Genomic DNA, 12,862 nt, shown 5'->3' with positions numbered 1-12,862 from the left:
TGTTTGGCAATATCTATGGGATAATTGGCATTAAAGCTCACCAATTCAGATTCGGCCGACAGCAACAATTCAGGGCGTTCGGCAAAATAGTTATCCAAAGGTGATTGTGCAATGGGAATGAAGACAATTAAACCGGAGTTTGCGCGACCAGCCCTGCCAGCCCTCTGCCTAAAAGCTTGCAAGCTTCCCGGCCATCCCCTAATAATAGCAAAATCAAGTTGAGGCAAATCAATACCCGCTTCGAGAGCGCTAGTGCTCAGGATACACTTAACTGTTCCTGACTGCAAAGAGTTAATAATTTCCATGCGGCGCTCGCTTGTTAAGCTGCCGTAGAAAATTGCTACTTGCGACTCAATTCCCGAGTTAGTTTGAGTGACAGCTTCTTGCTTAAAAGTTGCCCACAAGTTCTTAATTGCTTGTCGGCCGTTACCGAAGCAAATTCCGCTTTGCCCTTGCTGCAACAAAAACATAATGATGCGAGCAACATCGGAATTAGCATCATGAGTCGGTTTAGTAACAATTAATTGCCGTTCAGGGACAGCAGCTCCGCTAGAGTTAATCCAAACTAACCGCTCGGGTTTATTGATATTTCGCTTTCGACTTCTACCAGATAGTAACTTCGCTAATTTAACGGGATTGCCAACGGTAGCACTCAACATCAGGAATTGCAGTTTGTGAGAACAACCTCCGCGCTCGTCTACTGCCAATTTTAAGCGGCGAATTAAGCTAGCCATGTTAGCTCCGTAAACTCCGTTAAAAGTGTGAGCTTCATCTAGGACAATATAGCGGAGGCGACTTAAAAAGTGCTGCCAAGGCTGACTCCAGTGAACGCCTTTCAGCGCATAGTGAATTAACTCTGGTGTGGCGCTGATTATGCTAGGATTTGCAGCTAATAATTGTTCTCGGGTTTTGGGAGGAGTATCTCCAGTTAGAAGGGCAAGGCGCGGGCGCGCAGGCTCAGGAATCAGTTGGAGCAAATCGGCAAGTTTTTGACTTTGGTCGGCTGTTAAAGCTTTCAAGCCATAAATAGAGAGTGCAGTAAATTGATGTTGGAGAATGCCCTCTAAAATAGGCAAGTACGCACTTAAAGATTTGCCAGAAGCTGTTGCTGTGCTGAGGATGACATCTTTGCCCTGGCGCACGGCTTTGAGTGTTTTAATTTGGTGCGAATAAAGCTGTTGAATGCCTTGGCAGTGCAAAGCAGAAATTATTGAAGGCGGCAAGTCTTGAGGAATTTTGTAGAGCTTAGGAGTTGTAGCAGTCGCGATTGTCTGATAAATAACCTCTTCGCCTAAAAACTCACACAATTCGGCTGTTGCAGTTGGCTGCAAATGGCTTGCTTCTGGAAAGTTATTTGGGTGAAAATCATGTCTGGCTATTAGTTGGGAAAGAAGGTTGATATAATTGGGAGGCATTGGTCACTCTAAGAATGAATCTTTTCTCTCTTACTACCGATAGGTAGGAAAAAGAAGGAGAGAGGAAATTCCAAAAAAACCAACTGGGAGTCGGACTGAATTTGGTGGCAATTATGGGTTTGGATTCAGGAACTAGGGAAACGGTAGGTCTCTGGCTCACTGCGCGATTACCCTGCCCCGTGAGACGCTAGCATTAACACAGTACACTTGCTATGTATATAGCGGTTCTCAAGCAAGTGAGGCGTCAACTGCCCATTAAGCTGCTACGCATTTAAAGTGTCTATTGGGAATGAGGGGAAGAGAGGGAGAGGGGAAGAGAGTGCAGTTCGGAGTTGAAGGTTGGAATGTAGCAAAGAAGAGAGGGAGAGGGGGAGAAAGGGAGAAGGGGAGAGAGGGAGAAATTTTTACGCTTTTTCTACAAGGATTGAAGTATATAATTTAAAGACGCGACAGCTTACCAATTAAGTAATTGGACAGAATTAATTACACACTGATTTTTTGCTGATTCTTTACTAGACAAGGCTTGTCGCCCAAAGTTTTGTGTAATTAATTGTGTCCTACTACTTACCAATTACCAATTACCAGATGTACCTCATTTAACCCCGAAGTGTTATAGTATCCAATTAAGAATAATAAACCTATGCCTTACAGTAAATTTACTCTCAGCAAAGCTGTAGATGATTTCCATCTCACAATCATTGAAGGCTCGCGTTTCTTACCAGAAATTTCCCCTGTCACTCCTAGCCCTTTACTACAGGATATTCTTAAAGAAACGATTCCCTGGGCGATCGCGGTGAGTAGCGAAAAAGCTCGTTCGGAGGGGATTATCAATCCTGTGTTACTAGAAGTAAAACGCCAACTTCAAGGACAGATTAGCGTTTTTTCAGGCGAAGAATTCAATGTAGAACCGGAGGCTGAACTCACAGGGTATGTTGACTTTCTTCTTAGTCGTTCCCCGGAGCAACTATTTATCAAAGCCCCTGCGGTTATATTGGTGTCAGCCAAAAAAGAAGACCTTAAACCGGCTCTTGGGCAATGCCTTGCAGAAATGGTTGCAGCTCAACGCTTTAACCAACAAAAGCAACAGCCGATATCGACGATTTACGGAACGGTAACTAGCGGTACAGTTTGGCGGTTTCTTAAACTAGAAGAGCAATGCGCGTCCATTGACCTTACAGATTATCCACTACCTCCTGTTGAGCAAATCTTGGGCTTTCTTGTTTGGATGATGCAGGAAAGTTGAGCTGTTATTAAACGTTTTTTGAGTAGATCGGTTAACTGATTTTCACTGGGAAGTGTAATAATGATGAGAGTGGGTAAGTTTATTGCGGCTCGGAAGTTTATACAAATAGAGATGAGAGTGCGATTGTACCCTCAAAAACTGCTGCGATATCTAGACAATAACTCAATACGCTTGGGTTAACTGTTTTTGTCATTGCGAGCGTCTTCGCGTTAGCTTTCGCGATCCGTTCGCCGAAGGCGTTCGGTGAAGGGTAGGAAAGCAATCCCGTCTGTTTTTCACATCGTTTTACTGAACGGACTGTCTTAAATGAACCGTATTGGACAATAAATAATGACTATTTTTCGACTTTCTGAGCTTTAAATTCTAACTGCTTTCGCTGTCGTTCTACAAACTCAGCCAGAGAACTTTTCCTCCCTTCCATCTCCTGAAAATCCACCACAAAACTAGCTGTTTTCAGCTCAACCGCTAAAGCTTCAGTAATATCGATAATTTCCACCCAACTCGCACATTGATAATCTGAGTCTTCGTATTGCTTAATTCGATTTTCTTCCAGCCCCAGTCTATCTGCAAGTTCTTTTTGAGTCATTTTCGCAGCAATTCGAGCTTTAATTAAGACTCTTGGCAGCTCTAAAATCGAATCTACTTCAATTTTGAGGTCTTGAGTGTGATCGCACTCCACCAATCTTTCATACTCAGCTATTTCTGCCCTAAAAGTATCCAGATGACTTTGGATAGATTCACGCATCACTAACCACCAAGGATCGTTCTTTTTCACCTCTTCATCTTGGGCGTCATACTGGGCTAGCGTAGATTCACATCTTTTCGCTAACTCTTGGGTATACTCATATTGCTTTTTATTTCTAATCATGGCGACCACCTTACTAAATCTATAGCAATAATTCCTTTAGGATGCAGCTCTCTGTCCCGTTGAAATAATTCATAGGAAGTTAGATCGTAACTACCGACGGGCTGGTCGGACGGAAATATTTCACCGCGATAAAGAGCTTTCTGTGCGGCTCTATCTGCATAATTTCTCAGTCGAGGAGCATGAGTTTTCAGATAATTCATATCAACCTCTTCTCTATCCCAACAAGCATCAAAATCTCGAGGAGCTAGTTTGCTAGTAATAAAACTACCATTGATGTAAATTGTTCGGCATCCTGCTGCCTTTAGCTGCTCCATTGCCATTTGCAAACCCTCTATCATGCGAGTACGAAGTGGTGTTATTCCAAAGCGATCTTTGAATTCTTCCCATTCGGCCCAATACACTCCTGGTGGCAAGTTGCCGTTCTCATCAAATTCGGGAATCATGCCCTCACACCTTTACATTTTAACACAATTTTATTGTTGGTTTTTATAGCTATTGATTTCCTCAGCATACCTGAATATGCAGGCAAAAAGCCATCGCTATGAGTGATAATTAATAAGTTGTAACAGAAGCGACTGGTGCGATGCAGGGTTTTGAGTTAACTTTCAGGTCTAATTCGACACCGAATGTTCCCAATATTCCGACTCAATACGGTCAAATAGAAGTCGCCACAACTACATTTAGACTCAACGGTCAAACTCACACCTAAACGATGGAATACGACGAGGATTCGGAGGGCCTAATCGTCGCTATCAGAACTTCCCAAGGTAACAGTCAATCAGTAGTTTATGATGCCTTGGAACAGGTCAAATCGATGACAGATGTATTTGGCAACGTCACATCATACAGCTACGACTTGCAACAAGCATCCGGGCCAACAATACAACTCCACCTGCTGGGTCGGTTGTAACTCGCATTGACGAAATTACCTTACAGAAAAAATATGGTAAGCGGAAAGCGAGCAAAACTTTATTTAGTCCGCTCGATGCAAGCGACTCTCTTAGACTTTAGTTCCAGTAAAATTTGGCAACAAATCTGGACTTATTGTACATTATATTACGCCAAAAATGTTAAAAAATAACTTGGATAAGTAATGAAACAACAGCTTTTTTAACAACGCCTTTAATGAAAGGCTGCCGAATTAACTCGGCAGCGCTTTCCTGTTATTTAAGGTGAGTGAGTTGAGTGATGCTGAGCAAAGCAGGCAACATCGAGTCAGGCTTATCTCCTGTTTTGAGAGCAATTTCTAAATCAAACAAAATGGAGAGCGATCGACTTAAGAAGTTCGCAGATACTTCCTTAACCTCCTGCTTAAGGAAATACAGCCGTTTGGGGTTACTAATTCCGCACATACTAGCAATTTCGCTATCAGAACGTTGTTGGTCAGAATTGATAGTAGCTTTTACCCACAGCCAAGTTTTAAACTGAGTTTGGAGAGTGGCAATAATTGCTAAAGGAAACTCTGCCCGAGATAGCAATTCATCAAGCACCTTAATTGCCGCCAATGCTTGACCTTTTAAAAGAGCTTCGGCAAGTTGGAAACTGCTGGCTGTGGTAGCTGGAACGAGGATTTTAGCAGCTTCTTTCCTAATGCGAGATCCCGCTGCATAAATGGCTAATTTCTCCAGTTCATTGACTCTTCTAGCAGAATCGTTGCCAATCGCTACCGCTAAATAACTGACAGCATCTCTGGCAATTGAGAGATTCATCTGTTTAGCAGTAGCAGCGATCGCACTTTCAATCAAATCAGTACGCCAAGGAGGAATGAGAGTAAACTCCTTGAGATTACCAAACTGCAACAAATGCTTAACTACCTTGAGTCGCTTGTCGATAACAGCAGCAGTGAAAACTAAGTGCGTTGTAGCAGGTAATTGGGGCAAGATTTGCAGCAATTCTAGCCCCATTTCTCCAAATTGCTTGAAATCGCAATTTTCAACGACAATAAGTTTGTTTCCACCGCCGAAAGGAACTGAAGCAGCAGCAGAGAGGGCTGCATCCAGGGAAGAAGCATGGAAGCGGTGGATGTTAAAATCTCGCCATAGAGGATGAGTTTGAGTCTTAAAATTTTCAACTTCTCGTTCAATTGCGTAGGTATCATTCCCAATTAGGATGCTAATCATGCTGCTAACTCCTCCTGTTGTTTGACAGTTACAGTAACAGAGCGGCCTAAAGCTTTAGTAACGATCCGCTGCACGGATTCAAGGTGACTCTGAAACTTGTTCGCGTATTTTCTTTCTACTGCTAACACACATGAATCAGCCGAAAGTTCGGCAATTTGAGCGCGGTTTAAGAGGCTACGATTTCCTGGTTTCGCTGCTGCTACTACTTGCGCCCAAGTTGTCTCAAAGTCAGGAGAATCTGCCTCTATTTTTTGAGGGGTTTTATCAAATTTGTCAGGCTGATTAGATTGGGAAGTTGCCGGCAACCGCGTTTCGGGGGCAGCGGGTTTGCTTGACAGCATCAAGTTCAGCAGGCCGACTTCTAACCAGGTAGCAGCATTGGTGCTAGTTCTCAATTGAAATTCTGATTTTTGCAATTGTGTACAAGCCGCATCAATTGTTTCAAAATCGAGATGAAGAGCGAGCGAGCGCAGTTGTGAGTAGCCTACTGGCCCTGCAATTAAATTCTGGCAGTGGCGCGTTGATTTGACAATGAGCAAATCTCTCATTGCTGCTAGCAAGCTACTGAGAATCTGTTTGGGGGTTTTGCCGCTGTCAATGAGCGTTCTCGAAGATTGCAGTACGCTTAAGGTATCGCCAGAATGAATGGCTTTGAGAAGGGCGATCGACTCTTGCTCGCTGATACTGCCAGATACTTCTGCAACTTGAGTTAGGGTAATCTCTGAGTTTAGCAGTGAAAGCTGAGAAAGTAATTGTAGGGCATCTCTTAACCCCCCGTCGCAGGTGCGAGCGATCACCCGCATGGCCTCACTTGCGATCTCAATAGATTCAGCGGAGCTAATTTTGTGCAATTGTCCGACAATAGCATCAACTGACAAGGCTCGGAAGTTAAAAGTTTGGCAGCGGGAGATAATTGTCGGCAGGACTTTATGTGCTTCAGTCGTACAGAGAATAAATACCACATGAGCCGGAGGTTCTTCAAGGCATTTGAGGAGAGCATTTTGAGCGCTGGTACTGAGTTGGTGGCACTCGTCTAAAATCCAGATGCGGTAAGGGCTCATCGCTGGCGCAAAGTTGCTGTGTTGTATTAATTCTCTGGCATCATCCACGCCATTGTGAGAGGCAGCATCGATTTCAGTTACGTCTAAGCTTGAACAGGAGTCAATGGTTTTGCAGCTTGAACATTCCCCGCAAGGAGTGGCGGTTAGCTTTTTGCTATTCAAACAATTGAGGGATTTAGCAAGGATGCGAGCGGTTGAGGTTTTGCCTGTTCCTCTGGGGCCAGTGAATAGGTAAGCTTGAGCAATTTTGTCGGAGGTGATGGCATTGGTCAAGGTGGTTTTGATGGTGTCTTGACCCACTAATTCTTGTAGGTTTTTGGGGCGGTATTTGAGGTGCAGTGGTTGGTACATTTTGAGTCGTTAGAATACTTCTGGTAACTATTCCCCGATAGGGGAGGCATGCCTGAAGTTATGCCATTTCTAAAAAATCTTGCTACAGAATTGTTAGCTTTGTTTGTGGGCTCTGTTTGTCAGGTGCGGATCTGTGAGATTGTTTGTCTAAATTAGGAATTTTTAATGGCGACACACCCTACGGCTACTATTGCATGAGTCTTGATAATTAGTATTAATATAAGTTGTTGGTGCGAGAGTATTGAACACACTTGTAGATAATTTTTATGTTAAAATAGGAATTTAAATTATCCTAATTTATACAGTAATAGGCTCCGAATTGGGGCAGGAGAGGGCATCAAATTTAGATGCCGCTCCCCACCTTTTATTCTTGCGGAGCGATAATGTATTCGCACTCCTTAGCCTCTGTACCCGACGCTGGTATTCCAAACGGTGCAATCAGTATGGGAGCCGTAGGAGTTGCCATTAACATCCGCAAATCCGAACTAGAAACAGCTTTAACTGTATCAATTAAATAGCGGATGTCGCACTTGATCCGAAAGTCACAACCGAATAGTTTGGCATCAACTATCTCAGTACCAGAACTGAGAGTATTATTTAGTGAAATTCGCACTTGTTGACTATCTAAATCGAATTCAAAAATTGCTGTAACATGGGACTTATCGCTGTGAGAAGCTAACCGCTCTAAGGCTTTTAAAAAGCTGAGCTTCTCTACCACAATTTGATGGCTAAGTTCATGCCGATAAGGAGCAATAATCTGGTCGCAATTCGGGTATTTTCCTTCTAATAACTGCGCTGTCAGCCGCCAATTGTTCCACTCAAAAGCAACAAAGTTATTGCTATTGTCAGGCTCAGTCTCATAGTAAATAGCTACTCGGTCAGTGGGATTCAAAGTCCGCTCTAATACCCGGAGTACCTTAGTGGGTACTGTAAATTGCACGTTTCGAGTGTTCAAAATATCGGAATCACTGCTTTCACTGAATCCTACAACCATTGCTATCCGATGTCCGTCTGTTGTCCAAACTCTCAATTGAGAAAGTCCCCTTTCTGCGTCGTGGCTTAGTTGAAAGTTAGCTCCAGTTAAGATACGTTTGGTTTCTTCAGAACTTACAGCAAATAAGCTGGCTTTGAGGACAGCAATTAACACGCTAGCAGGAATGGTCACAAGTTTTTGTTCAAGGCTCTTGATAGCAGGGAATTCGTCCGCAGTTAGCCCACGAATGACGTGCTTGCTCCTTGATGCAGTCAGAGTGGCACTGACTGATGGAACGTCACTTCCTTTGATAATTTCCCAAGAACTCTTTAAGGTAACGCGACTTTTCGGAAATTTTCCGAGAATGTCTGCGAGTATGGTTGGAGGGAGAGTGAGCTTTCCAGATTGATTGATATTAGCTTCAAAACTCGCTTGTATCCCAAATTCCAGGTTATAAGCAGTTAAATGCAATTGTCTAGTTGCGGCATCTGCTTCTATGAGAATATTGGATAAAATGACATGGTTGTTATTGCTATAAATGCTGCTTTTGAGAGTTTGGATGTAATCATTTAATTCTCTGGCATCACAGGCAAATTCAACGATTGAAGGGGAAGGGGAAGGAGAAGGCTCCGGCAATGTCTCATCGTTTGATTTAGCTCCTAAATCAGAAGCATCTGTGGCTGAAACTGGTGTATATTCTGTGGATTTTTCAGAGGGTTCTACTTGTTCTGAAAGTGCTGTTTCCGGTTCAGAAGTTGAAGAACCTTTTGTGATTTTTGTAACAGATTTTTCAGCCTTAGCGGAATTAGTCGCTGTTTCAGGAGAGCGTTTTTTCTTGGTTGCTCTCTGTACTACTTTTTGCTGAGGGGGTGTTTCTGTAAGTCTAGATTTTGCCATAATTAGTTGTGTGTCAGAAGTTCGATTTGCCGCTGCGGTAGCAGCACTCGCGAGCGGTGGCTGAAAAAAGAGAGTCGAAGTGTGGAAAGAGTGGAACCAATATGGTTGAGAGCAGGTGGATTATTGTAATTATTTTTTAACAATTAAAGGTAATAATCAACCTTTATTTTAGGATGATAAATTTGAGCTTGTTGATTAATAAAATCGTAATCTAAGTAGCAGTTTTTGGGAGTGCATCTTGTCGAAAAAAAGAGAGCGAAGCATTCCGGCATATAAGTTATTGGTGAACGTCTTATATTTACGGAGGTCATGCTTCGCCCTACTGATATATTATTCTAAGTGAGATGTCGCCTTTTTCACAAACCGATTTATTGCTATTTTCTCCCTACTTTCTACTGCCTATCATCAAAAGTTACTTGAACCAGATTTAGTTAAGTATCCTAATGCAAGTTGAACTCTGGATGAAATTGGAGGAACAAATAGTATCCGTTGGCGGCAGCGACTCGTTCCGACATACAAGAGGCGGTGGTATTCTTTAAGTTTTTGTTTGCTGCTCATTTCTTTTCCCACCAATAGCCGAGTCAAAATGTCATTAATGTCCAAACCCACTTCATCAAAAGTGCTGCCTTGAGAATTGTGAATAGTCAGGGCAAAGCAATTGTCAATTTCGGCAAATATGTCGTCCTTAAACCAATAATACTTGCGCCATAAAAATCCGCTGCGCTTGGCACTCTTGAGTTTTTCCTTAAGTTCAGCCTGATAGCGTTTATTTTCGGATTCATGCAGCACAAAGATTTGCCGAAATAAACCGTCATCGGTCACAATCTTTAAAAGCCATACTCGATAGCCGTAGTGTTGGCTCGTTTCAACTTCTTTAATGGTAAATTCAGTTGAAGTGGGCAAAATAACGGTCTTACCATCAGGGGCCATGATTGGTTTCTTAGTAATCAGCCTTTCTCCCGGTATGAATCTGGGGGCTGTTTGACCGTAAACTTGTTCTCGGAGGGCCTGATTGTAATAGTTGACTTGCTTGTTTGTCCAGCACAAAATCCGAAAGCAGTCAGGGTTGGAAGTGAATTCGCGCTTGATGGTTTTGAGGGCGTATTGCAGGAGTGTTTCTGGCTTAACTTTGAATGCACCGTTAGATTTGTTCCCTTGAGTGTAGGTAGAATGTGGCAAGAACATATCGGTTTTATTCTTGACACAAGAACGGCATTCGGTGATGAAGTCGAGGACGGGACTTTCTCCAGCTTGCCTGACAACTTCGGTTAGCATAGTTTTATTGGTAATGCTGAAGACAGGCGAGCGTTTTTCTCCGACGGGGTTAAGCTGAGCTGGGTCGCCCATGAGAATTAATTTGCGGTGGTTGAACAGGGTACGTTCAAATCTACGCTCAATCCAAGACCATAATTGAGTTCCAACCATCGAACATTCGTCAAGAAAAATGATATCGTAGAGGTGGAGGTAACAACAGCTTGTCTGTTCTAAGACTTTCTCTTGTTCTTTGCGAACTATGCCTAAGCCTAAAAGTTGGTGTATTGTCAGAAAGTCTACTCCGAAAATACCTTGAGAGGCTGCCATTTTTCTGAGAATACCGACGGCTTTGTTAGTAGGTGCAGTGAGGACAATGCGCTTGCTTTGACTCAAGAGTTCTTGGATAATTTGAAAGACGATTGTGGATTTTCCAGTTCCTGCGTAGCCGCACAGCAAGAAGAATGACTCGGTAGTGGTTAGAAAGCTTCTTAATTTGTCGATGGCTTGCTGCTGTTGCGGTTTGAGCGTGAAGGGAAATTGTGTAAGTTTCTGGGGTTGTTCGAGTAAGGTTTGAATCATTAGTTAGCGTCCATTACTAATTTTATCAACCTCTGATTAAGCGTTAGCTTGACGGGGAAGTCTTTCAAGAGTAGGTTTTTTAGATTCCGGGCAAGGAAGATTCCTAAGTCTTGTTAATAAAACTTTTAAGACAAATAGGAATTTTTTCTGTTTTTTGTCCCAGCAAAAAAGCACCGTTTACACCCTACGGAGTGCTCGCTACTTCCCACTCATCTCCTAAATGGCATCCTTTCTAAATCAAGTTTAACAACTTTTTCCAGAGCTTCAAGACGCTTGTTTAATGTTTTATGTCGGGGACATGCTACAGCATACTCATATTTAGAACCTGTATGTTGCAGTTCATAAATTTGGCACTCAATTAAGTTGCTCAGGTGTCCGACTAGCTTTTTGACAGGTATTAGCCACGCTTTAGCTAGTGTTTTAGCTAGCCAGACGGGAATCCCCACACTATACCGACGATCGAAGGTTAGTGTGGGATGAAAGGCTTGTGAGGCGAGGATTCCACCTGCTCACGACCTCAAAAGTATAATCTTGAGCACTGAACAGGTGGATGACGAGACGAACAAAATCTTTATTTAATGAGCCAATTTTGTTTTTCGACATAATTTTTCAATTACTTGACACAAAATAACATTTTCTGGTACATTATTGCTAAATAAATGCGTAAAAGTCGTAGCGCAGTGAAGACAACATACCAGTATCAATTTTATCCCGACACTAATCAAAAGTTAACCCTTAACCACTGGCTGAGAATTTGCCGTTATTGGTATAACAGACAGTTAGGTGATCGCTTTGATTGGTGGGAGATGAATCGCACTACTGTGAATGCTTGTCCATTGATAGCCAGTATCTCTGCACCCAGGGAAAAGCCCAACTACTACTCGCAAAAACAACAATTGCCCGTCATTAAGAAAGACTTGGTAAAAGTTTTTCATAGTGGCGAGCTATTGGACTTTAAACAGGTAGATTCAACTATCCTGCAAGATGTATCTAAGCGAGTAGATAAAGCATTTGAACGGTTTATCGTAGGTGATAGCAAGGGTGGAAAATCGGGTAGACCTCGATTTAAGACTGAAGCGGATTACCGGACGATGACTTTTTCTACGGCTAACAACGATTGGATTAAGTTGGTTCGCAAGAATTGGATTTACATTCGATTACCGAAGTTGAAGGTTGTAAAAGTTCGGATGCACCGTTCAATCCCCGACGGATTTACCATCAAGCAAGCTAGTGTAACCAGAAAGGTTGATGGTTGGTTTATTCAATTAATGCTCGAAGACTCTTCTGTTCCCGAGTTCACACCTGACAAAATTAGCCCAAATTGGGATAATTCAATTGGGTTGGATGCAGTGCTGAATGAAGATGTCTATTTGGCAACGTCGTCAGGCGAGAAATTACCCTCGTTAAAACCGCTTCGTAAAAACCAAGCCAAGTTAGACCGTATCTCAACAAAACGAAATAAACGGAAACGAGGTTCTAAGTCTCGACGTAAATTAGCTAAAAAAGAAGCAAAACAACATCAAAAAATAGCTCGTTCTCGTCAAGATTTTCACTATAAGACTGCTCAAAATTTGGTGAGATCGGGAGCTAAATTCTTTTTTCATGAAGACTTAAACTTGAAGGGCTTAACTAAACGAAACAAAGTCAAGCAAGATGATGATGGAACTTACCTTCCAAACGGTCAATCAGCCAAATCAGGACTAAATAAGTCTTGGTTAGACGCTGCGTTTGGTCAATTTTTTAAGACGCTGGACTACATAGCCGAAAAAGCTGGAGCAGTCGTCATTCCGCAAAAGCCTGCCTACACCTCAATGGTTCTCAGCTATCGGAATGAAATTATTTTCACCGATTGCGGTATTCGAGACTATTGGGATGAGCAAAATTCTTTGATGGTTGATCGTGATATTAATGCTGCGATTAATTTGAAAAGACTGGGGTTGGACATTTTCCCCAGTATAAAACGCCGTAGCGGGAATCTATCTGTAGTAGGAACTATGGATGATAGTACCGCGAAGGAAATTTTGGTGCGATTCGTTTAACCTAAAATAAGCTGAAAGGCTTATGGGACGGTTAGCCCAGTTGATAAGACTGGTGATAACTG

General features: G+C 42.6%; 11 protein-coding genes. 4 read left to right on the top strand and 7 right to left on the bottom strand.

Translation table 11 applies throughout. From position 1 onward, the window contains the following. Positions 1–1,415, bottom strand: a 1,415-nt coding sequence (locus tag QUA00_RS22590) for a DEAD/DEAH box helicase (RefSeq protein WP_333411190.1), incomplete at its 3' end; no start/stop codon positions are given. A 640-nt stretch (positions 1,416–2,055) separates the two neighbouring features. Here QUA00_RS22590 and QUA00_RS22585 point away from each other — a divergent pair. Continuing rightward, positions 2,056–2,658, top strand: coding sequence for a hypothetical protein (locus QUA00_RS22585; protein ID WP_333411189.1), 603 nt, complete (start codon positions 2,056–2,058; stop codon positions 2,656–2,658). A gap of 334 nt (positions 2,659–2,992) precedes the next feature. On the opposite strand, the gene QUA00_RS22580 is transcribed toward QUA00_RS22585, so the two are convergent. Both QUA00_RS22580 and QUA00_RS22575 read right to left on the bottom strand, forming a co-directional pair. Further along, the gene (locus tag QUA00_RS22580; protein WP_333411188.1) at positions 2,993–3,526 is read right to left on the bottom strand and encodes a helix-turn-helix transcriptional regulator; all 534 of its coding nucleotides are present in this window, start codon (positions 3,524–3,526) and stop codon (positions 2,993–2,995) included. Then, positions 3,523–3,969 (bottom strand): DUF6932 family protein, encoded by a 447-nt coding sequence (locus QUA00_RS22575; RefSeq protein WP_333411187.1) that lies wholly within the window; start codon positions 3,967–3,969, stop codon positions 3,523–3,525. Before QUA00_RS22575 ends, QUA00_RS22580 begins: the two co-directional genes overlap by 4 nt. Before the next feature lie 140 nt (positions 3,970–4,109). On the opposite strand from QUA00_RS22575, the gene QUA00_RS22570 reads away from it, so the two are divergent. Together QUA00_RS22570 and QUA00_RS22565 are read left to right on the top strand one after the other, a co-directional pair. After that, positions 4,110–4,235 (top strand): hypothetical protein, encoded by a 126-nt coding sequence (locus tag QUA00_RS22570; protein ID WP_015179671.1) that lies wholly within the window; start codon positions 4,110–4,112, stop codon positions 4,233–4,235. A 3-nt stretch (positions 4,236–4,238) separates the two neighbouring features. After that, positions 4,239–4,436, top strand: a complete 198-nt coding sequence (locus tag QUA00_RS22565; protein ID WP_333411186.1) for a hypothetical protein — start codon at positions 4,239–4,241, stop codon at positions 4,434–4,436. 253 nt (positions 4,437–4,689) lie between these two features. Here the strand turns inward: QUA00_RS22565 and holA are convergent, their stop codons facing one another. The 4 genes from holA to QUA00_RS22545 all read right to left on the bottom strand — a co-directional run bounded on the left by holA (position 4,690) and on the right by QUA00_RS22545 (position 10,761). Next, positions 4,690–5,646, bottom strand: a complete 957-nt coding sequence (gene holA / locus QUA00_RS22560; RefSeq protein WP_333411185.1) for a DNA polymerase III subunit delta — start codon at positions 5,644–5,646, stop codon at positions 4,690–4,692. Continuing rightward, the gene (gene dnaX, locus QUA00_RS22555) at positions 5,643–7,058 is read right to left on the bottom strand and encodes a DNA polymerase III subunit gamma/tau (protein WP_333411184.1); all 1,416 of its coding nucleotides are present in this window, start codon (positions 7,056–7,058) and stop codon (positions 5,643–5,645) included. The genes holA and dnaX overlap by 4 nt, the downstream gene beginning before the upstream one ends. A gap of 364 nt (positions 7,059–7,422) precedes the next feature. Beyond that, positions 7,423–8,928 (bottom strand): DNA polymerase III subunit beta, encoded by a 1,506-nt coding sequence (dnaN, locus tag QUA00_RS22550; RefSeq protein ID WP_333411183.1) that lies wholly within the window; start codon positions 8,926–8,928, stop codon positions 7,423–7,425. A gap of 405 nt (positions 8,929–9,333) precedes the next feature. Then, positions 9,334–10,761 (bottom strand): DEAD/DEAH box helicase, encoded by a 1,428-nt coding sequence (locus QUA00_RS22545; protein WP_333147735.1) that lies wholly within the window; start codon positions 10,759–10,761, stop codon positions 9,334–9,336. A 659-nt stretch (positions 10,762–11,420) separates the two neighbouring features. Here QUA00_RS22545 and QUA00_RS22540 point away from each other — a divergent pair. After that, complete coding sequence (locus QUA00_RS22540) at positions 11,421–12,800, top strand: transposase (RefSeq protein ID WP_333411182.1); 1,380 nt, start codon at positions 11,421–11,423, stop codon at positions 12,798–12,800. The last annotated feature ends 62 nt before the right edge of the window (positions 12,801–12,862 follow it).

The organism is Microcoleus sp. T2B6 (assembly GCF_036700475.1).
Classification (GTDB): Bacteria; Cyanobacteriota; Cyanobacteriia; order Cyanobacteriales; family Microcoleaceae; genus Microcoleus.
This window is presented reverse-complemented; position numbering and strand designations above follow the sequence as displayed.

Excerpts from the sequence above, each read along its gene's own strand:
- dnaX (WP_333411184.1), bottom strand. The coding sequence starts at position 7,058 with ATGTACCAACCACTGCACCTCAAATACCGCCCCAAAAACCTACAAGAA.
- QUA00_RS22565 (WP_333411186.1), top strand. The coding sequence starts at position 4,239 with ATGGAATACGACGAGGATTCGGAGGGCCTAATCGTCGCTATCAGAACT.
- dnaN (WP_333411183.1), bottom strand. The coding sequence starts at position 8,928 with ATGGCAAAATCTAGACTTACAGAAACACCCCCTCAGCAAAAAGTAGTA.
- QUA00_RS22570 (WP_015179671.1), top strand. The coding sequence starts at position 4,110 with ATGCAGGGTTTTGAGTTAACTTTCAGGTCTAATTCGACACCGAATGTT.
- QUA00_RS22540 (WP_333411182.1), top strand. The coding sequence starts at position 11,421 with ATGCGTAAAAGTCGTAGCGCAGTGAAGACAACATACCAGTATCAATTT.
- QUA00_RS22545 (WP_333147735.1), bottom strand. The coding sequence starts at position 10,761 with ATGATTCAAACCTTACTCGAACAACCCCAGAAACTTACACAATTTCCC.
- QUA00_RS22580 (WP_333411188.1), bottom strand. The coding sequence starts at position 3,526 with ATGATTAGAAATAAAAAGCAATATGAGTATACCCAAGAGTTAGCGAAA.
- holA (WP_333411185.1), bottom strand. The coding sequence starts at position 5,646 with ATGATTAGCATCCTAATTGGGAATGATACCTACGCAATTGAACGAGAA.
- QUA00_RS22575 (WP_333411187.1), bottom strand. The coding sequence starts at position 3,969 with ATGATTCCCGAATTTGATGAGAACGGCAACTTGCCACCAGGAGTGTAT.
- QUA00_RS22585 (WP_333411189.1), top strand. The coding sequence starts at position 2,056 with ATGCCTTACAGTAAATTTACTCTCAGCAAAGCTGTAGATGATTTCCAT.